The following is a 20,648-nucleotide window of genomic DNA, read 5'->3' on the forward strand; positions in this document are numbered from 1 at the left end:
TTTGCCGCTGCGCGCTACCCCTTCTCACCATAACGATAAGTACCCAGTTTCGGGAGAGTGCAATGGAAAAGACCTCAGTAACCGGCCGCGACCGCGCATCCGGTGAGATGACACCAGACCAGGATTTTGTGCCGATGCGCAGCGACGTGGTACGTTCTCCGCGTATCCGCAAGGTGCAGATAACGGCGATGCTGCTGCTGCTGTTCGCGGCCATCATCAACTATCTGGATCGCAGCTCGCTCTCCGTGGCGAACATGACGATTCGCGATGAGATGGGACTGAGCGCCACCGAAATCGGCGTGCTGCTCTCCGCTTTTTCGCTGGCCTATGGCCTGGCGCAGCTGCCGTGCGGCGCGCTGCTGGATCGCAAAGGGCCGCGCATTATGCTCGGCATCGGCATGTTTATCTGGTCGCTGTTCCAGGCGGCCTCCGGCCTGGTGCATAACTTCACCCAGTTCGTGCTGGTGCGCATCGGCCTTGGCATTGGTGAAGCGCCGATGAACCCGTGCGGCGTGAAAGTGATTAATGACTGGTTCAACATCAAAGATCGCGGTATGCCGATGGGGATGTTTAATGCGGCGTCGATGATTGGGCTGTCGGTGGCGCCGCCGATCCTGGCAGCGATGATGCTGGTGATGGGCTGGCGGGGCATGTTTGTCACTATCGGTATCCTCGGCATGTTCCTCGCCATCGGCTGGTACATGATCTACCGCGACCGCGACAACAACACGCTGAGCGCCGAAGAGATCCACTATCTGCAGGCGGGCAGCGTGGCGTCACGTAAAGAGCCGATCAGCTTCAGAGAGTGGTGCGGCCTGTTTAAGCAGCGCACCATGTGGGGCATGATGATTGGCTTCAGCGGCATCAACTACACCGCGTGGCTCTATATCGCCTGGCTGCCGGGTTATCTGCAATCCACCTATCACCTCGATCTGAAAAGCACCGGTCTGCTGGCGGCGATTCCGTTTCTGTTTGGTGCGGCGGGGATGCTGCTGAATGGCTATGTGGTGGATTCGCTGGTGCGTCGCGGCTTTAACGCGGTGAAAACCCGTAAAGTCTGCATCGTCAGCGGGATGCTGCTCTCGGCCGGATTCACCGCTGTGGTGACCCGCGCCACCGACACCACCAGCGCCGTGACGCTGATCGGGATGGCGCTATTCTGCATCCACTTCGCTGGTACGTCGTGCTGGGGGCTGATCCACGCCAACGTCACCGCCCGTATGACCGCGTCGGTCGGCAGCATCCAGAACTTCGCCAGCTTTATCTTCGCCTCGTTCGCACCGGTGATCACCGGCTGGGTGCTCGACACCACCCAATCCTTCAGCCTGGCGCTGATGATTTGCGCCTGCGTGACGCTGGTGGGCGCACTCGCCTACCTGCTGCTGGTGCGCCAGCCGATTACCGACGGCGAATAATCGCCGCTGACGGCGCGGCGCTACGTCAGCGCCGTCAGGGTCACGCCATATTTCGCCCCGTAGCGTTTAATCCCGGCCATCACCTTCTCCGTGCTGAGCGGCGGCGGCGGTGGCAACAGCGCGGCCCGTTCACGCAGCGCCGAGTCGAAGCGGGAGAAGGTCGCGAAATCACGCGGGAACCGCTCTTCATCCACTCCGATAAAGACCCCCTCGTCGCGGGCATGGGCGAGCAGCGCCCGCCAGCGGTCGATCTCCGCCAGCCCGATGCTCTCCGTGCCGTGAGAAAAGAGCATCATGTCGATATTGCGGAACGGTGGCTGTTTTTCGAGGAAACGTTGCAGCGCCGCGGCGGAAGGTTCAGTGCAGAACACCAGCCAGAACGGGATCGCCTGCTGCTGCTGCGTACACCACGGGTCCATCAACAGGAAGCTGTCCACCGTCAGCCGGGTCGGTAAAATGCCTGCCGCCAGATACCAGTCGCGGTAGATCTCCGCTACCACATAACTCATCGCTTCCGGGTCGTCGTAACGGATCTCCATCAACGTCCAGCTCTGCGCCGCCGCCAGTTTTTTCAGCGGCGAGATGAGGTAGCCATCCAGTCCCCACTCCGCTTCCGGTACATGATCGGTGATGGCGGGCGGCGTCCAGCGTTCCCGGTCAACGCCGTAACGCGCCAGATATTCCGCCACTCTCGGCCCGCCCTGCAGATACTCTTTTTCGCTGGCGCCGCCCAGCGCGCCAAACTGGAAGAACGAGCGATCGCTGGTGCGCGTCACCGGCCACTGACGGGTGCAGTGATTGATAAACAGCGTTGACCCGGCAGGCAGGCTGCCCATCAGAAACTCGTTGAAGGCCAGCGGCAGGTCGCGCAATTTCAGCCGGAAATAGCGCATCTGGTCCAGCATCAGGCGATCCTGATTCGGGTCGTGCATATGGTGAACGGCCAGGCGCGGCCAGGCGGCCAGCAGGGCAGCGGCAATCTCTTTGCCCTGCTCAAAACTCGCCATTGCATCATCGGGATCGCTGCCGGTCGCCCGGACCGGACAGAGAAAGGTCTGCGGCAGCCAGGGGACGCCCATCGCCGACGCCAGATGCACCAGCGCCCCGTTCGACGAACCGATAAAGGCTGCCGGATACGCCTGCTGCGGGTACTCACTCACCATCCACTCGGCGATCCCTTCCACATCCAGTTCGCCCGCCTGACGCAGGCTGATCCCCTCCGCCAGGCCGCCCAGCGCATAGCCCCACTCGCGTAGCCCGGTGGGCAGCCGGTTCAGCGAAGGCAGCAGGCGGTCCAGCGTCGGTGACTGGCTGGGACTGGTAAAAGGACGATCGTGAAGCGCGTTGGCCAGCGCCAGCAGCATGGCGGCCGCAGAGTCAAAACGGGCAATGCCTTTAGGCGGTTTACTCATGCTGATTCTCCTGCTGGATCCGCGCCAGGAAGGGACGGATGGCGTTGCAGAAACTCCACGGATAGACGTAGTGCAACGTGTGGGTGCCGTCGCGCAGCGTCAGACGTTCACTGCGCGGCATCAGTGCGGCGAGTTCATCCAGCCAGCGCGCCGGACAGATCGGATCGCGTGAGCCGCGCAGCAGCAGCGTGGGGGCGCTGATGTAGGTAAGGCGATGCTCAATATGATCCCGTATCATAGCGCGCATTGTGCCAAAGGCACGCCACAGCCCCGCTTTTGCATAATCGATGCGGGCCAGCGGCCCCGGCGGCCGGCGCGTTTCCAGCCGGCCATTACGCCAGCTACGCCAGAGCTGGCGCGGCAGGCTGCGGGCGTGACGATCGACCGTCGGCCCCTGCAGCACCAGCCCCGCCACCGCCTGCGGATGTTTTACCGCCAGCGCCGCCAGAATCTGGCAGCCAGACGAATTACCGATCCAGATGGCACGCTGAAAGCCGTTGTGCTGCAGCCAGAGCCAGAGCACATCGGCCTGCTGATCCACCGACATTATCGGGGCTGAGGCTGGCAGCGCACTGGCCCCGAAACCCGGCAGATCCGGCACCAGTACGTGATAGTCGCGAGCCAGCGCCAGTGCCAGCGGCTCCATAGCCCGGCCCGACATCACCAGACCATGAATCAGCACCACCGGCAGGCCCTGATCGTCGTTTGGCGTGACGCGGGTAAACATGCGCCAGTCGCCCACCTGCTGGAAGTAACCGGCCAGTCCGGCATGATGACTGCGCGGCGACACCGGCGGCGTCTGCTTCAGCGCCTGCCAGCGTTTCATGCCCCACAGCGTTGCCGCCACACCCAATCCCACGCCTGTCACAATCGCTGCCTGTTTTCGTCGATGCTTCTGGATCATCCGCTGCTCCTGATTTGGGGAGAATAATTCAGTGTAGGACGGTATCAGGCCGGAGGCGGGTTAATGGTGACAACTAAAGTGCGCTACTTACCGATTTACGCAATAACAACTTTAGACTCAGGTTATCTGCAGTTAGCAAAAAAACGGGCCTATCGAACCTAAATTCGAAAAGCCCGAAATTAAAATTATCTTTTCTTTATATCAAAAACAAGGCCATATACCGCTCAAGCCACCATAATAACTAAGGAGAAGTAATTTTATTTTTGAATATATCGAACACAGTAGCATTGAAAGTTCTAGTAGATTTAGCTAAAGAGTTAAACGTACTTACTACTTGTTCTATTTCATTCTGGTTCTTTAACCCGTTAACTATAGCGGGATTTAGTTGCTCGATAAAAGGAATAAGCGCATCGATTACAGGCTTCCAGTTCTCCATTGACTTAGTTGGGCTGCATTTTGACCCGAATGATATTCTAAATAAATTTGGAACCGAACGATCCAAAATTGTTTCAAGGCAATAAGAGAATGCATATGTTGCTAAGAATATTGCACCTCGCTGACGAAGAAAACTGAGAGACTTTTCATCGTCGCGAGTTAAATTAGTTTTAGTTTGAAGTTGCTTTTTCTTAGCCTCCACAGCTCTAACCAAACCATAGCAACAAACAATATGGGCAGCCTTAGTACTATCATTAAACAACTTATCGTATATCTTATTGTTAATCCAAATGCCAGCCTTTTTATTATAAGCTGTTATGGGATCTCCATGAAATGCAGCCAGAACTTGCCCGACTGTATATGAACCTAACAAGTTAGGCCTACGACGAATCACATCACTAGAGCTACCGCGCCTTCCACCTTCATATTCAGCTTCGGGTATTAAACTGAACTCCTCTTTGAGTCTTTTTTGTATTTTATCAGTACTACGAAAATCGGCCGCCTCGACTTTATTTTGGCTATTATTATACCGAATAATATTTTCTATTAAATATTCAGATGAACTATCCACTGCAATAAATCGAGCTTGCACCATCGCTTGTTCATCTGGCAATCTTTTTAAAGAACCAATGGCACCAGTTGTTTGGGCTCCATTTACAATAGATAGCCCTTTTACCTCAACTGAATTTTCCCCAATCTGATAGTTATGAGTTAATACCGTTAACCCGTTGTTGAAGGCCCAAAAATCACAAGCATCGTTTTCCACAGTTTGCTTAATACCATGATTTATATTTGAATCTGATTTTCTCGATCCCAAATAATCACGAATGTTTGCCGAGAAAATTTTTGTTTTATGCTTTTTATACAGTTTTGCCAGATCTCTTGCTTGAATAGCTGTAGAATATGATGTCCAGCCTTTGCCTGATATCTCATAGCCGCCAATAGTATTTAAAGAAACTGTTTCACTCATTAAAATTGGCGTTCTGCAATCTTCATACCATTCTTGTAAGGTATTAGATCCTACTTCCTTATAAAAAGTATCAACTTTAGCCTCAGGGTACTCACGTTTTAACAGTGAAATAGCTGTTTGCTGCACAGTAATCAATTCACTCTCTACATGAATCGATTCTGGAAGATTGTGAACATACCACAAATAAATATTTTTTATTTTACCATCCTTTATACCTTGGCGAAGATTTATAGCTGCAGGCTTTATTCTATCAGGCACATCTTCTATAGCTCTTTGAAGTAACCATGCTACCCCAGTATTCAAATCGCTTGCTTTATTAGAAGGCGCAGTTAACTTTACCTTCTCGGTAAAATAACATTGTCCTACAACTGCATATTCTTCTTCAGTGTTAATAAACACAATATCAAGTTTTTTGTCATCGGAGCCGTCGGTTACTGCATCTACTCCGATACTTGATAAATCGTCTAATCCAAAGCGCAGACCTAAAGCAAATAGCCCTAAAGCATTATCATTATAATCAGAAAGTTCCTCTAACCCATCATAAGCTGACTTCCAAGTATCCATAACATTCCTTATTGGTAACCAATCATTTTATCCCAACTATCCAAGTTAAGGTTACGTTTTAAAAATATTAAAATCAACAGAGATTTTTACCATAGTAATTTTAAAACCGTAAACTCATCTTTATTTTAAATAAAAAATAATTGAAAATTAGTAAAAAATGAGTATTTAGCAGGTTTATTTTTATCAATATACTTGTACCAACATAATCTATCGATAGGAGAAAACGTACGAATTCACAAAAGAGATCATTTAATCATCGATTCATACGCAAAAAGTAAGGATTAGTGAGACAATTATAGAAACTACTTTCAAGCTAAATTCTCAGAAGCAGATCTAAACAGCGGGAAGTAAAAAGCGGAAGGTGATAATCACCGGTCTGTCCCTGACCGCGATTATCGAGGGTTTTCTGCGGGGTGTTTAGTTCATGGCACCCGGCGGGACGTGTCTGAACGTCTCAACGTAAGCGCGGAACACGTATCTGAAAATGCGTTTCATGCAGCACCTGATTCAAATTTAGTTGAAGATATACTGAAAAAGTATAGCTGCTGCGCGTTTTAACAGCAAATAAATTTGAACCAGATCACAAAATTGCCACTTTGGCGCGGGCGCCTCAGGCTATATAGCCGAGGTGCTCTAACAGGATGGTAGAGCCGATAGCGATCAGCACCACGCCGCCCAGCACCTCCGCCCATTTGCCCAGAACCGGACCGATGAAGCGTCCCACCAGCACCCCGGTCGTCGCCATCACGGTAGTCGCGGCGCCGATGGTCAGTGCGGTGGTAATGATGTTCACCTGCAGGAAGGCCAGGCCGACGCCGACAGCCAGCGCATCCAGGCTGGTCGCGACAGCGGTGGTCGCCAGCACCATAAAGCCGTGGCTTTGCGGGGCTTCGCAGGGCTCTGCAACGGCAGTCTGCCGTAAACCTTCCAGCATCATACGCCCACCAAGGAACGCCAGCAGGCTGAAGGCCACCCAGTGATCCCACGCCATAATGTAACGGCTGGCGGCCAGGCCAAGCGCCCAGCCAATCAGCGGAGTCAGCGCTTCAATAGAGCCGAAAATCAGACCGGTACGCAGTGCTTCCTTAAAACCGGGACGATGCAGAGTCGCACCTTTGCCCAGGGCAGCAGCAAACGCGTCCATCGACATGCCAAGCGCAAGAATCAGAGTAGCAATAAAGGTCATGATTTATTCACCTGGGGCGAAAAAGCGGCAATTCACGCTAAATTCACCACACAAAGTGTTCAGTTATGAAAAAGTGGGCGCAGTCTACCATGCAAACCGGAAGATAAAAAGACAGTAAAATCATGGATTTAAGTATAGCAAAGGCTATAACTCTTATCATTCGCTATATATGCCGCTAAGTCGATGGCAGCAAAGCCTTTTCTGATCTTCCTCCGCCTGCTGTGACCCGCCTGTGGCGCTGATCCGCTACGCCGCCATTGAACCGCGTCGACGATTGCCGGAAAATGCCGGGCTGATAAATATGGGATACCGGTTATGAATAACCCTTTTGAGACGTTGATCGTGCCGGGTGGCATTTTGCTGCTGGGCTTTCTTTCGGCACTGCTGCTGCCTGCGCCCGCTTTCAGCCTGGCGGTGGCACAGCATCTGTTGCAGCTGTTCCATCTGCAGGATCTGAATCAGCTCTACACGGTAGTGTTTTGCGTCTGGTTTTTACTGCTCGGGGCACTGGAGTTTTTTGTGATCCGTTTTGTCTGGCGTCGCTGGTTCAGGGTCTGATGACCCGGGCATCGACCAGCGTCCTGAGCCGTCCGGCGCTGCGCGCTTAACCCTCTAGCAACAGTTTCTCCACCTGGCAGCAGACCCGCAACGCGCTGTCGGGTCTGCTATGCCGCACTCGCGCGACGCTCAATGGAACAAGATCGCCAGTCCGGACATCGCGACCGGGATGATGAACGCCCGAAACGGCATGGCGATAAGTCTGAAAAAGCGCCCTGCCAGCGCGACGCCGTCATAAGTGAAACCGATGCGTGCATTGCTTTACACGCATTTTCAGACTCACAAAAATGTAACATTGTTTTTACACAACCAGCCGATCGGCACCCTCTGCGCCTATTCCCGTTATTCCTTTTTGCATAATAAATCGCTAAATTTCAGCGAATTAAATAATTCCGCACGGTTAGCACGCATACAGGCGTTGCACCAGCATGGGGCTTTTCCGCAACATAGTTTTTCAGTTAACCTACTGACTTAACGATAAAAAATCGCTAATACACCATTGCGCGTGATGATTAATTCTTATGCTGAATCATTTCTGCATTTAAAAAATAAACAAATGTTTAATTCAGATGCGAGAATGTTATATTCAGATGACAAAGCATAACGTGCAGTTAACGCGTTATCACCGCTTTAACCTATACCTGAGACTTAACCTTTGAGAAATAGCGCAACGCGCTCGTCAGAAGCGTGACTATTTCGCCTGCGAAACTGTTGGGCTTCAGGTCAACAGAAGAGGAGATGTCGCCTCATGTGCAATTCAGCTGTAAACCTTGCGCTCGCGATGAGTGCCATGGCAAAGGACACCACTACCGCGCAGGAGCGCAAAGACGTTGACGTGCTGCTGATTGGCGCAGGTGTGATGAGCGCTACTCTTGGCGCATGGCTGCAGGATTTAGAACCGGACTGGTCCATCGAAATGGTGGAGCGGCTGGATAGCGTGGCCGAAGAGTCATCCAACGGCTGGAATAACGCCGGGACCGGTCATGCGGCGCTGGCCGAGCTGAACTATACGCCTCAGCAGGCGGATGGCAGCATCGACATCTCCAAAGCGGTGACGATTAACGAATCGTTCCAGATTTCCCGTCAGTTCTGGGCCTGGCAGGTTCAGAAAGGCAATCTGTGCAACCCGAAAAGTTTTATTCACAGCACGCCACATATGAGCTTTGTCTGGGGCGACGACAACGTCGATTTCCTGCGCAAGCGCTATAAGGCGCTGCAGAAAAGCACCCTGTTCCGCGGTATGGCTTACTCTGAAGATCCGCAGCAGATTGCCCGCTGGATCCCGCTGGTGATGAATGGGCGCGATCGCAACCAGAAAGTGGCCGCGACCTGGACGGAGATGGGCACCGACGTCAACTTCGGTGAAATCACCCGTCAGCTGATCGCCGCCTTAGAGAAGAAAGCGAACTTCCGGCTACGCCTGCGTCAGGAAGTGCGTGAGCTGAAGCAGCTCGCCGACGGGCGCTGGCAGGTGACCCTGCAGTGTCTGAACAGCGGCACACGTCGTACGCTGACCGCAGGCAAAATCTTTATCGGCGCAGGCGGCGCGGCGTTACCGCTGCTGCAGAAGGCCGGTATCCCGGAAGCCCACGGCTACGCCGGTTTCCCGGTGGGAGGTTCCTTCCTCGTTACCGAGAATCCGCAGGTTGTGGCACAGCACATGGCCAAGGTCTACGGCAAAGCCAGCGTCGGTGCGCCACCGATGTCCGTGCCGCACGTCGATACCCGCGTACTGGATGGCAAGCAGGTGCTGCTGTTTGGCCCGTTTGCCACCTTCTCGACCAAATTCCTGAAGCAGGGTTCGCTGATGGATATGTTCACCTCGCTGAACAGCAGCAATATGCTGCCGATGGTGAAAGTGGGCCTGAAAAGTTTTGATCTGGTGAAATACCTGATGGATCAGGTGCTGCAGAGCGATCGCGACCGGATGGACGCCCTGCGCGCCTATGTGCCGCAGGCGAAGCAGGAGGACTGGCGCCTCGTCACGGCCGGTCAGCGTGTGCAGATCATCAAAAAAGATGAGAAAGAGGGCGCGGTATTGCGCCTGGGCACCGAAGTTGTCGCCTCACAGGATGGCACCATCTCTGCCCTGCTGGGTGCCTCACCCGGCGCCTCTACGGCGGCACCGATCATGCTGGAGCTGCTGCATAAGGTCTGTCCTGAGCAGATGAAGACGCCGGAATGGCAGAATAAGATCCGTGCCGTGATCCCCTCCTGGGGACGCAAGCTCAACGGCGACGTGGCACTGACCGAGAAAGTGTTAGCCGAAACCAGCCGTATTCTGCAGCTCGACTATTCGCCGGTTACCCCGATGGCGGCCAACGACGAAGGACGGGAAACCGCGTTCGTGGTCGGCAAGTAATTCAGCGCCATCCAGAAAAAGGCTCCGCACTGCGGGGCTTTTTTATTGGCCGGTTGCCTGGTCGTCCTGACTATTCTCTATTAGGGTTAAGGCATCTTTTAGCTGAACGCTCAAGAGGAAACGGCATGTCTTACTCCCCTGCGTCATCGGAATTTACGCTGCTCGACCGCTACTGGCGGGCGGCGAACTATCTCTCCGTCGGACAGATCTACCTGATGGATAACCCGCTGTTACGCGAGCCGCTCAGACCGGAGCACATCAAACCGCGCCTGCTGGGCCACTGGGGCACCACGCCAGGGCTGAATTTTATCTACGCCCATCTCAATCGCGCGATCCGTAAACACGACCTGGCTATGATCTACCTCTGCGGACCGGGACACGGCGGCCCCGGCATGGTGGCCAATACCTGGCTGGAGGGCAGCTACAGCGAGATCTATCCGCAGGTTTCACAGGATGCGGCGGGCATGCAGCGCCTGTTTAAGCAGTTCTCTTTTCCCGGCGGCATCCCCAGCCACGCGGCACCGGAAACACCCGGCTCGATCAACGAAGGCGGTGAGCTGGGCTATTCGCTCTCCCATGCTTTCGGGGCGGCCTTCGACCATCCCGACCTGATCGTGCCATGCGTGATCGGCGACGGCGAGGCGGAAACCGGGCCGCTGGCCTCCAGCTGGCACGGCATCAAATTCCTCAATCCTGAACGTGACGGTGCGGTGCTGCCGATTCTGCATCTTAATGGCTATAAGATTGCCAACCCGACGCTGCTGGGCCGCAGCAGCGACGAGGATCTGCACCAGCTGTTCAGTGGTTACGGCTATGAGCCGCTGTTCGTCTGCGGACATGAACCGGAAAAAATGCATCCGCTGATGGCGGAGATCCTGGATCGGGCGCTGGCGAAAATCGCCGCTTATCAGCGTGAGGCGCGCAGCGGTAAGGCCAGCGCCGAGGTGCCGCGCTGGCCGATGATCATCCTGCGCAGTCCCAAAGGCTGGACCGGCCCCAAAACGGTCGACGGCAAAAAGGTGGAAGATTTCTGGCGGGCCCATCAGGTGCCGGTCGCGGCCTGCCGTGAAGATGAAGGGCATCGCCAGATCCTTGAGAACTGGATGCGCAGCTACCAGCCCGACGATCTGTTTGATGAACAGGGTCGGCTCAGGCCGGAGCTGCAGGCGCTGGCACCCGAGGGCGACAGGCGGATGGGGGCATCACCTTATGCCAACGGCGGCCTGCTGCGCCGTGAGCTGGATACGCCAGCGATCGCAACATTCGCCTGCGAGGTCAGCGAACCTGGCGCGCAGATGGCGCAGGCCACGGAACATCTGGGGCGCTATCTCAGCGCACTGTTCGAACGTAACCGCGATAATTTCCGCCTGTTCGGACCCGATGAAACGGCCTCTAACCGTCTGACGCCGGTCTTCGATGTGACCAGCCGCACCTGGCTGGAACGCACCGAGCCTTATGATGAACAGCTGGCGCGCGATGGCCGGGTCATGGAAATCCTCAGCGAGCATCAGTGTCAGGGCTGGCTGGAGGGCTATCTGCTGACCGGCCGCCACGGGCTGTTCAACTGTTATGAAGCCTTTATCCACATTGTCGATTCGATGTTTAACCAGCACGCCAAATGGCTGAAGGTGTCGCGTAAGCTGGGCTGGCGTAAGCCCATCTCGTCGCTTAACTATCTGCTCTCCTCCCACGTCTGGCGGCAGGACCATAACGGCTACAGCCATCAGGATCCGGGCTTTATGGATCACGTTGCCAACAAGAAAGCGGACATCGTGCGCATCTATCTGCCGCCCGATGCCAACACGCTGTTGTGGGTGGGCGACCACTGCCTGCGCACCTGGGACCGCATCAACGTGATCGTGGCGGGCAAGCAGCCTGCGCCGCAGTGGCTGGATATAAGCAGCGCGGTGACCCATTGCGAAGCGGGCATGGGCGAATGGCGCTGGGCGGGCACCACGCCGGATAATACAGAGCCGGACGTGGTGATGGCCTGCGCCGGTGATGTGCCGACGATGGAGACGCTGGCGGCGGTCGATCTGCTGCGCGGGATGCTGCCTGAACTACGCATCCGCGTGGTCAACGTGGTTGATCTGCTGGCGCTGCAGCCGCAGGACCAGCATCCGCACGGCAAATCGGATGAGGCATTTGACGCGCTCTTTACCCGGGATAAACCGGTGATCTTTGCCTTCCACGGCTATCCGGCGCTGATACATCGCCTGACCTACTCGCGCACCAATCACCGCAACTTCCATGTGCGCGGCTTTAACGAAGAGGGCACGACCACTACGCCGTTTGATATGACAGTGCTGAACGAGCTGGATCGCTATCATCTGGCGCAGGAGGCGATTCTGCGCGTACCGGGGCTGGCTGAGGCCCATCCGGAACTGCTGGAGAATTTACAACAGCGGCTGGCTGAACATCATCGCTATGTCCGTGAACATGGTGAAGATCTGCCGGAGGTGCAGAACTGGAAATGGCCGTCGGCCACCGCGCCGGGTGCGCCCGATTAAGCGGCCAGCAACGCGTCGGTCAGCATCCAGATGGTGGTCGCCACCAGCGACAGGGCCATCAGGCTGTTGAAGAGCTGACGCTTCCAGGCAATCTGCAGATGGCTGCGCAGGCGATCGCCCAGCGCAGCCCAGATCAGGATGCAGGGCAGATTCAGCAGCATAAAGCCAGCCATCACCGTCAGCACCCCACTGCTGGCGCTGTAGAGCAGTGCGACGTTGGTCGCCATCAGCCAGGCCTTGGGGTTGATCGCCTGGAAACAGGCACCGCCCACCAGCGTCATCGGCTGCGGCCGGTTTCGCACTTCGGGTGCCGCGGCGCGAAAAATTTTCCAGGAGAGCCACAACAGATAGGTGCAGCCTGCCAGCGTCAGCGGCAGGCGAACCGCCGCCATCCCTTGCAGCAGCAGCTCCAGCGCCATCCCGGCAATCAGCGTCTGAAGTGCGCAACCGACTAAAATGCCGAAGACCATCGGCAGGGTTCGCCGCATACCAAAATTGACGCCGGAGGTCGCCAGCAGCAGATTGTTCGGACCTGGCGTAATAGACATCACGGTGACGTAACTGAAGAAAGAGGGGTCAAGCATTATGGCGCTCCTGAAAAACAGACAGAGCCTTATGCTACGGCGGGAAAAGAGATGGTAACAGTAACACAAAATCACTATTGTTATGGTTACAGTTCCTGTTAATCACAATTGTACCCATCACATCCGGAGGCGACTGTGTCCCTTGTTCCCCCATCCGATCGGCCCCTTTATCAGCAGCTTGCCGAGAGCTTCGCCGGGGCCATTCATCAGGGCACGCTGAAACCCGGCAGACGCCTGCCCGCGATCCGGCGCGTGGCCCAGTCCCATCAGGTGAGCGTCAATACGGTGCTGAATGCCTGGCAGATGCTGGAAGATCGCGGGCTGATTGAGGCGCGGCCGCAGTCGGGCTATTACGTGCGCGGGGTCCTGCCCGCCGTGATCCGGCATGGCGAACACAAAACCCGGGTGCGCGATCCCGGCAGCGGCAAGCTCGAACTGATCGATAAGGTCTTTGCGGCCCAGAATCATCCTGACTACATCAACATCTCCCTGGCCTGTCCGCAGGACAGCGAACTCTTTCCTGCTGCGCGCCTCGCCCGGATTACCGCCTCATTGCTGCGTCGCCAGCCCGGCATCATTGGACGCTATGCGCTTCCGCCCGGTAGTGAGCGCTTACGGGAGGAGATCGCCCGACGGGCACTGCACGCCGGGCAGACCCTGACAGCCGATGAGATCACCCTGACCCACGGCTGTATGGAGGCGCTGCAGCTGGCCCTGCGGGCGGTGACACAGCCGGGTGACTGCGTCGGGCTGGAGTCACCCACCTACTTCTTCCTGTTTCCCCTGCTGGCCTCGCTGGGCCTCCGGGCGCTGGAAATCCCCACCGACCCGCAGCAGGGGCTGTCGCTGGACGCGCTGGAGATGCTGCTTCAGGAGCAGCGCATCCAGGCGCTGATTGCCATGCCGGGCGTGCAGAATCCGCTGGGCTGCGGCCTGTCGCTGGAGAATAAGAAGCGACTCGCGAAGTTAGTGAATACTTACAACGTCCCGCTGATTGAAGATGGGCTGTATGACGAACTGCAGTTCGACTGGCCGCTCTCGCCGCCCGTTAAAGCGTTCGATCGCGATGGCTGGGTCATTTACTGCACCAGCTTTACCAAAACCGTCGCGCCCGATTTTCGCGTTGGCTGGACTGCCGCAGGCCGCTTTCATGATGCGATCGCCCGCCTGAAAGCGGTGTCGTCGATGGCCGAATCCGCCCTGCTCTCGGAAACCCTGGCAGAGTTTCTGGCCTCCGGCGGTTACGACCACCATCTGCGCACCCTGCGTCGCCGCTACGCGGCTAATCTGGATGAGGCACGCGGATTGATCGCCCGCTATTTTCCGGCGGGCACCCGCGCGACGCTGCCGCGCGGCGGCTTCGTTTTCTGGGTTGAGCTGCCGGGTAGTGTGAATACCACCGGGATGTTTGACCGGCTGCTGCAGGAGAAGATTTGCGTCACGCCCGGCGCGCTCTACTCCCTGAGCGAGCGCTATAACCATGCGCTGCGCCTCTCCTGCTGCTATCCGTTCGACGAACGTTACACCCAGGCGATTAAGCGCGCGGGCGAGATCGCCTGTGAGCTGGCGGGACTGCCAGCCGGCGGGGATCAGGGCGTGCCGTTGCGCCCCCAGACGGTATAGCCGCGGCGTTCAGTCAGGCGTTCATAATAGGTGCGCACCGCCGGATAGTCGGGGTGGTCGAGCGGGGTCTCAAACCAGCGGTTGACCGCCAGGCCGATGGGAATATCCGCCAGAGTGAAATTTCGTCCGGCCACATAGCGCCCGGTTTTTTCCAGCTGCTGGTTGAGAATGTTCATGGTATGCGCCCAGCCTTTGCAGGCGGCGGCCAGCAGACGCGGGTCCTGATGAGCCGGAGAGTTTCGCACCAGCGACATAAAGGCGTAGCGCCAGGAGGTGTTGAGTTCGGTGGATTGCCAGTCCATCCACTGATCAACAGGCGCGCGAGTCTGCGGATGAAGAGAATAGAGCCACTCACCGCCATAGGCATTCGCCAGATAGCGCAGGATGGCATTGGACTCCCACATCACGAAATCATCATCCTTCAGGACCGGCACCATCGCATTCGGATTCAGCGCCATGAATTCCGGCAGGTGCGTGGAGCGGAAACCATCGCCCCACTCTTCGCGCTCATAATCCAGATCCAGCTCGTCACACAGCCATAACAGTTTGCGCACGTTGATTGAGGAGGCGCGTCCCAGGATCGTTAGCATTCACAGTCTCCGACAAAACCTTTAACTTATTGATAACGCTGTTGGCGGTGATAAGCAATCTTCCGGCAGAGAAAAGGCCACACTGAACCCAGAGCAAGGAGTCACCATGCAGGTCGCGTTTAAGCAAGTCGATGTGTTTACCTCATCTGCCTTTAACGGCAATCCGCTGGCGGTGATTATGGATGCGCAGGGGCTAAGCGACAGCCAGCTGGCAGCGATCGCCCGCTGGACAAATCTGTCGGAAACCACCTTTGTCCTGCCGCCGCAGCACGAAGAAGCGGACTACCGGGTGCGTATTTTTACCGTGGAAGGTGAGCTGCCTTTTGCCGGACATCCGACGCTGGGCACGGCGCACGCCCTGCTGGAGGCGGGCTGGCCGACCCGGACGCCGGGGGTCATCGTGCAGGAGTGCGGTGTCGGTAACGTGACGGTAAAGAGTAACGAATCGGGCGAACTGGCGTTTGCGGCCCCGGCCGCGACCCTGATGCCCTGGCAGGATGCGCTGCTGGGCAGGGCATTAAACAGTGATGCGTTCGATCTGACGCAAAGCCCGACCGTGGTGGATATGGGCATTCGCTGGCTGCTGGTACCGATGGTCAGCGCCGAAGCCGTTCTGGCACTGCAGCCCGGCGTCAGCGATCTTCAGCAGCTGATTCACCAGGCGGGCGTTTCGGGTGTGATGCCCTTTGGACGTCTGCCCGCGGGCGAGTCTGAGCAATATGAAGTGCGGGGGCTGCTGGTCGAGCATGGCAGCCTGACCGAAGATCCGGTGACCGGCAGCGCCAACGCCTGTCTGGCACGCTACCTGGCGATGACGGGGCAGACGACGCCGTATCGCGTTCGTCAGGGCACGGCGCTGCAGCGTGCCGGCCGGGTGAGCGTGACCTTTGCCGGGGAGACGATCTGGATCGGCGGCCATAGTCTGACCGTTATTGACGGCACGATCACGCTGTAAAACATGGCGGCGTCCGCAAAGGGGTCTGCGTGACGCCGCCCGCCGTTAAATTCCCTGCCCGCCTGACGCTTCGATACGCTGCGCGTTGATCCAGCCGGTTTCGTCACTGAGGATCGCACTGATGGCGTCGCCGATATCATCCGGCAGGCCAACGCGGCCCAGCGCCGTCAGCCCGGCGATCTGCTCGTTGATCTCGCGGGTGTCACGAACCCGGCCACCGCCGAAATCGGTCTCTATCGCCCCCGGTGCCAGGATATTGACCCGGATGCGCCGTTCGCCCAGCTCTTTGGCCTGATAGCGCGTCAGCACCTCCATTGCCCCTTTCATCGACGCATAGGTGGCAGAGCCAGGATAGACCAGCCGGGTCAGCCCGCTGGAGATATTCAGGATGCGTCCTCCGTCAGCGATCAGCGGCAGGAGTTTCTGCGTCAGGAAGTAAGGCCCCCTGAAATGGACATTCATCAGCGCATCAAATTCAGCCTCGGTGGTGTCGGTAAAGGGTTTATAGTGTCCATGTCCGGCATTGTTCACTAAATAGTCAAAGGTGTGACGCTGCCACTGCTGTTGCAGCACCGTTTTCACCTCGCCGGCAAAGCGATCGAACTGCCCGATTTCGCCGACATCCAGCGCCAGCGCGACCGCACGCCTGCCCAGCGCCTCAATATCTCTCACCACCGCCTGCGCTTCATCCGCGTGGCTGCGGTAGGTCAGAATGATATCGGTGCCTCTGGCGGCCAGTTTTAACGCGCCATTACGGCCTAAGCCACGGTTTGCACCGGTAATTAATGCGACTTTTTGATTCATCTCTCATACCTGTTGAAAAATTGAACACGATTTAAGGATATTCATCCGTCGCTGATCTATAAACAGGGTTAAGCGCGCATCACTGTTTCAATAAAAACAACAATCGGTGAACAACATGGACAAAATTCACGCAATGCAGGTGTTTGTGCGGGTGGCCGAAATGGGCAGTTTTACCCGTGCAGCGGAAAGTCTGGGCATCCCCAAAGGCAGCGTGTCACGCCAGATCCAGGCGCTGGAGAACCAAATGGCAACACGTTTGCTGCATCGCACTACACGCCGGGTGCAACTCACGCAGGATGGGCTGGTCTATTACGATCGCTGCCTCGACCTGCTGTCGATGATTGATGATATGGACAGCCTGTTCCAGCATGAGCCCGCCTCGCTCAGCGGCAAGCTTCGGGTGGATATGTCGGTGGCGATGGCGACCGGTTTTATCCTGCCGCGGCTGCCTGAGTTTTTGCAGCACTACCCCGGCATTGAGATTGAGCTGAGCAGCAGCGACCGCCAGGTGGATGTGATCCGGGAAGGTTTTGACTGCGTGATTCGGGTCGGCGAACTCAAAGACTCCGGGCTGATTGCGCGAAAAATTGGTACCCATACCTTGATCAACTGCGCCAGCCCTGGCTACCTTTCGCGTTTCGGCATGCCGACCCGGCTGGAAGAGCTGTCGCAGCATGCGATGGTGCACTACAGTCAGCAGCTCGGCCAGGCCTCGCCCGGTTTTGAATATTATGATGGCCGCCAGTGCCACTATGTTCACACCGGTGGCGTAGTGACCGTGAACAGTACGGAGACCTATCGCGCCGCCTGCCTGGCCGGTCTGGGGATTATTCAGGTGCCCGCCGCCGGGATTCAGCCATTACTGGAGAGCGGTGAGCTGGTGGAGGTGCTGCATCGCTTCCCCGCCCGGCCCATGCCGATTCATCTGCTCTATCCGCACCGGCGCAATGTGGCGCGTCGCGTACGGGTTTTTATGGAGTGGCTGAGTCAGGTGTTACAGGAGTACGTCACCTGAGCGGCTATACTTTGATTTTAATGATAAACAGGACAGTGAAGGTCTATGACAGACAAGCAGGAAAACCCACAGGAAACGTCGCCGGAAAAGCCGCTTATCGACTTCAAAACCGGTAATCACACCGTGGATAAATCGATCGTTCGCGTGTCGCGTTTCGTCAGCTGGTTTCAGTCTATTCCGGCCGTGGCGCACTTTATCCGTGCTCTCGATCGCTTCAACGACCGGCTCGGCAGCCAGTTTGGCGCGGCCATTACCTATTTCTCTTTTTTATCGCTGATCCCGATCCTGATGGTGTCGTTCGCAGCCGTAGGTTTTGTGCTGGCATCGAATCAGGATCTGCTGACCGATATCATCAACAAAATCGTCAGCAGCATCAGCGACCCGACGCTGGCCACCACGCTGAAGAATACGGTGAACACTGCGATTCAGCAGCGCGCTACGGTGGGGATTACCGGTTTGCTGCTGGCGCTCTACTCCGGTCTGAACTGGATGGGGAATCTGCGTGAAGCGATTCGCGCGCAGTCGCGCGACGTCTGGGAGCGGCAGCCGGATGACAAAGAGAAGATCTGGAAACGCTATATCCGCGACTTTCTGTCGCTGACCGGCCTGATGCTGGCGCTGGTGATTACGCTGTCGCTGACCTCGGTGGCTGGCTCTGCGCAGGCGACCATCGTGAGCGCACTGGGGCTGGATGGCATCGACTGGCTGCGGCCTGCCCTGACCATTATCGCCACCTCGATTTCCGTCATGGCTAACTACCTTCTGTTCCTCTGGATTTTCTGGATACTGCCGCGTCATAAGCCGCGCAGGAAGGCGCTGTTTCGCGGCACCCTGCTGGCAGCCATCGGTTTTGAGGTGATTAAGTTTGTGATGACGCTGACGCTGCCGAAGCTGGCGACCTCGCCTTCAGGGGCGGCATTTGGTTCAGTGCTGGGCCTGATGGCGTTTTTCTACTTCTTCGCCCGTCTGACGCTCTTCTGTGCCGCCTGGATCGCCACGGCTAAATATAAAGACGATCCGCAGATGCCTCAGGCGGGCAGCGCAAAACAGAAAGCATCGTAATCGGTTAACAACAGCGGAAAATGTCTCCCCTCAGCTACTTTTTAATCAGATAACAGGATGAATAGCTGAGGGGTCACTTTTATTTAGCCCTTTCTCAGAGTATCCCGCCAGATATCACCCGGTTTTCCCCGGTATCGCCCGGCATTCGTCGCACCACAGAAATTATCCTCTTTTTGCCCGCTGAAGCCAGACGTGGCGCGGGTTTTCATCATTGAATGCACCCTGGCAGATGCGTAAGATTCTTTGTCTGTATTTACAAATAAGAAACAGTTATGCAAGCCTCCCTCACAGACACACTCGACAAACAGCAGGACCCCACACCCGTTAACTCACGCAGTAAAGTGGTGATTGCGTCGCTGGTCGGAACGGCCATCGAATTCTTCGACTTTTACATTTACGCCACGGCTGCGGTCATTGTTTTCCCGCACATTTTCTTCCCGCAAGGGGATGCCACGGTCGCTACGCTCCAGTCGCTGGCTACGTTCGCTATCGCCTTTGTGGCGCGTCCGATTGGCTCGGCGGTGTTCGGCCACTTCGGTGATCGCGTAGGGCGCAAGGCCACGCTGGTGGCATCGCTGCTGACCATGGGGATCTCTACCGTGGTGATTGGCCTGCTGCCGGGCTATGAAACCATCGGCGTGATGGCGCCACTGCTGCTGGCGCTGGCGCGTTTCGGTCAGGGGCTGGGGCTGGGCGGTGAATGGGGCGGTGCGGCGCTGCTGGCTACCGAGAATGCGCCCGCGAAGAAGCGTGCGCTTTATGGCTCCTTCCCTCAGCTGGGTGCGCCGATTGGCTTTTTCTTCGCAAACGGGACCTTTCTGCTGCTCTCCTGGCTGCTGACCGACGAGCAGTTTATGCAGTGGGGCTGGCGCGTGCCCTTTATCCTCTCCGCCGTGCTGGTGCTGATTGGCCTCTATGTGCGCGTGTCGCTGCATGAGAGTCCGGTGTTCGCCAAAGTGCAGAAAGAGAAGAAGCAGGTCCGGGTGCCGATTGCCGCGCTGCTGCGTCAGCATCTGACCGCTACTATTCTCGGCACCTTTATTATGCTGGCGACCTATACGCTGTTCTACATCATGACTGTCTACTCAATGAGCTACGGGACCACACCCGCACCTGCCGGTCTGGGTATACCGCGTAACAGTATGCTGTGGATGCTGATGCTGGCGGTGATTGGCTTTGGGGTGATGGTGCCGATTGCCGGGCTGCTGGCGGATCGCTTTGGTCGTCGCAAGACCATGATCACCATTACGCTGATGATTATCGCGTTTTCGTTCCTGTTCCCGGCGATGCTCGGTTCCGGTTCACAGGCGCTGGTAATGGTGTTCCTGCTGCTGGGGCTGAGTATTATGGGCCTGACGTTTGGCCCGATGGGCGCGCTGCTGCCGGAGCTGTTCCCGACGGAAGTGCGTTACACCGGTGCTTCGTTCTCCTATAACCTCTCCTCCATTCTGGGTGCCTCGGTAGCGCCTTATATCGCGACCTGGCTGAATGCGCACTATGGCCTGCAGGCAGTGGGATTCTATCTGGCGTCGATGGCGGTGCTGACGCTGATTGCACTGCTCGCCTGTAAAGAGACGCGTCATCAGACGCTGTATGACGTGTAATCCCGCGGGATGAAGGTCAGCGAAACCCGGCAGCCGCCGGGTTTTTTTATGGGTTTCGCGCAGCGCCCGGGTGATCAGATGAACACGGCGGAGCG

At 56.7% G+C, this 20,648-nt stretch carries 17 protein-coding genes; 9 read left to right on the forward strand and 8 right to left on the reverse strand.

Features of this window, described 5'->3' with window-relative positions; translation table 11 throughout:
• Positions 1 to 62 precede the first annotated feature (62 nt).
• Complete coding sequence (locus ACR6AS_RS18830) at positions 63 to 1,415, forward strand: MFS transporter (RefSeq protein WP_434163489.1); 1,353 nt, start codon at positions 63 to 65, stop codon at positions 1,413 to 1,415.
• 20 nt (positions 1,416 to 1,435) lie between these two features.
• On the opposite strand, the gene ACR6AS_RS18835 is transcribed toward ACR6AS_RS18830, so the two are convergent.
• The 5 genes from ACR6AS_RS18835 to mntP all read right to left on the reverse strand — a co-directional run bounded on the left by ACR6AS_RS18835 (position 1,436) and on the right by mntP (position 6,886).
• Entirely contained in the window at positions 1,436 to 2,827 is a 1,392-nt protein-coding gene (locus ACR6AS_RS18835) for a hypothetical protein (protein WP_111142124.1), read from the reverse strand.
• Positions 2,820 to 3,731, reverse strand: a complete 912-nt coding sequence (locus ACR6AS_RS18840) for an alpha/beta fold hydrolase (RefSeq protein WP_434163492.1) — start codon at positions 3,729 to 3,731, stop codon at positions 2,820 to 2,822. Before ACR6AS_RS18840 ends, ACR6AS_RS18835 begins: the two co-directional genes overlap by 8 nt.
• 241 nt (positions 3,732 to 3,972) lie before the next feature.
• Complete coding sequence (locus ACR6AS_RS18845; protein ID WP_434163494.1) at positions 3,973 to 5,700, reverse strand: AIPR family protein; 1,728 nt, start codon at positions 5,698 to 5,700, stop codon at positions 3,973 to 3,975.
• A gap of 417 nt (positions 5,701 to 6,117) precedes the next feature.
• The gene (locus ACR6AS_RS20545; protein WP_491565902.1) at positions 6,118 to 6,195 is read right to left on the reverse strand and encodes a hypothetical protein; all 78 of its coding nucleotides are present in this window, start codon (positions 6,193 to 6,195) and stop codon (positions 6,118 to 6,120) included.
• A 115-nt stretch (positions 6,196 to 6,310) separates the two neighbouring features.
• Positions 6,311 to 6,886: a manganese efflux pump MntP gene (gene mntP / locus ACR6AS_RS18850; RefSeq protein ID WP_111142258.1), complete on the reverse strand. Its 576-nt coding sequence runs from the start codon at positions 6,884 to 6,886 to the stop codon at positions 6,311 to 6,313.
• Positions 6,887 to 7,201: 315 nt separating this feature from the next.
• Between mntP and ACR6AS_RS18855 the strand changes: the two genes are divergently transcribed.
• From ACR6AS_RS18855 to ACR6AS_RS18865, 3 genes are all read left to right on the forward strand, one after another.
• A complete protein-coding gene (locus ACR6AS_RS18855; RefSeq protein ID WP_111142257.1) occupies positions 7,202 to 7,444 on the forward strand; it encodes a DUF1158 domain-containing protein in 243 nt (80 codons plus the stop codon).
• Between the two features lie 748 nt (positions 7,445 to 8,192).
• Positions 8,193 to 9,806 carry a malate dehydrogenase (quinone) gene (gene mqo, locus ACR6AS_RS18860; protein ID WP_434163497.1) on the forward strand — a complete coding sequence of 538 codons (1,614 nt, stop codon included), beginning with the start codon at positions 8,193 to 8,195 and terminating at the stop codon, positions 9,804 to 9,806.
• A 125-nt stretch (positions 9,807 to 9,931) separates the two neighbouring features.
• The gene (locus ACR6AS_RS18865; protein ID WP_293773153.1) at positions 9,932 to 12,316 is read left to right on the forward strand and encodes a phosphoketolase family protein; all 2,385 of its coding nucleotides are present in this window, start codon (positions 9,932 to 9,934) and stop codon (positions 12,314 to 12,316) included.
• Here the strand turns inward: ACR6AS_RS18865 and ACR6AS_RS18870 are convergent.
• Complete coding sequence (locus ACR6AS_RS18870) at positions 12,313 to 12,900, reverse strand: LysE family translocator (RefSeq protein ID WP_111141122.1); 588 nt, start codon at positions 12,898 to 12,900, stop codon at positions 12,313 to 12,315. The genes ACR6AS_RS18865 and ACR6AS_RS18870 overlap by 4 nt on opposite strands.
• Positions 12,901 to 13,035: 135 nt before the next feature.
• Here ACR6AS_RS18870 and ACR6AS_RS18875 point away from each other — a divergent pair, with 135 nt between their 5' ends.
• On the forward strand, positions 13,036 to 14,523 hold the full coding sequence (locus tag ACR6AS_RS18875) for an aminotransferase-like domain-containing protein (protein WP_434163500.1): 1,488 nt from the start codon (positions 13,036 to 13,038) through the stop codon (positions 14,521 to 14,523).
• Here ACR6AS_RS18875 and ACR6AS_RS18880 read toward each other — a convergent pair.
• Complete coding sequence (locus ACR6AS_RS18880; RefSeq protein ID WP_111141119.1) at positions 14,490 to 15,113, reverse strand: glutathione S-transferase family protein; 624 nt, start codon at positions 15,111 to 15,113, stop codon at positions 14,490 to 14,492. The genes ACR6AS_RS18875 and ACR6AS_RS18880 overlap by 34 nt on opposite strands.
• A 106-nt stretch (positions 15,114 to 15,219) precedes the next feature.
• On the opposite strand from ACR6AS_RS18880, the gene ACR6AS_RS18885 reads away from it, so the two are divergent.
• On the forward strand, positions 15,220 to 16,068 hold the full coding sequence (locus tag ACR6AS_RS18885; protein ID WP_111141117.1) for a PhzF family phenazine biosynthesis protein: 849 nt from the start codon (positions 15,220 to 15,222) through the stop codon (positions 16,066 to 16,068).
• A gap of 45 nt (positions 16,069 to 16,113) precedes the next feature.
• On the opposite strand, the gene ACR6AS_RS18890 is transcribed toward ACR6AS_RS18885, so the two are convergent.
• Positions 16,114 to 16,872: an SDR family NAD(P)-dependent oxidoreductase gene (locus tag ACR6AS_RS18890; RefSeq protein ID WP_434163502.1), complete on the reverse strand. Its 759-nt coding sequence runs from the start codon at positions 16,870 to 16,872 to the stop codon at positions 16,114 to 16,116.
• A 115-nt stretch (positions 16,873 to 16,987) separates the two neighbouring features.
• Here ACR6AS_RS18890 and ACR6AS_RS18895 point away from each other — a divergent pair, with 115 nt between their 5' ends.
• From ACR6AS_RS18895 to ACR6AS_RS18905, 3 genes are all read left to right on the forward strand, one after another.
• Positions 16,988 to 17,887, forward strand: coding sequence for a LysR family transcriptional regulator (locus ACR6AS_RS18895; protein ID WP_111141113.1), 900 nt, complete (start codon positions 16,988 to 16,990; stop codon positions 17,885 to 17,887).
• A gap of 45 nt (positions 17,888 to 17,932) precedes the next feature.
• Positions 17,933 to 18,949 (forward strand): inner membrane protein YhjD, encoded by a 1,017-nt coding sequence (gene yhjD / locus ACR6AS_RS18900; protein ID WP_111141111.1) that lies wholly within the window; start codon positions 17,933 to 17,935, stop codon positions 18,947 to 18,949.
• Between the two features lie 272 nt (positions 18,950 to 19,221).
• Positions 19,222 to 20,553 (forward strand): MFS transporter, encoded by a 1,332-nt coding sequence (locus ACR6AS_RS18905; RefSeq protein ID WP_111141109.1) that lies wholly within the window; start codon positions 19,222 to 19,224, stop codon positions 20,551 to 20,553.
• Positions 20,554 to 20,648: the final 95 nt, after the last annotated feature.

It is taken from the genome of Pantoea phosphatilytica (assembly GCF_051025615.1).
GTDB lineage: Bacteria > Pseudomonadota > Gammaproteobacteria > Enterobacterales > Enterobacteriaceae > Pantoea.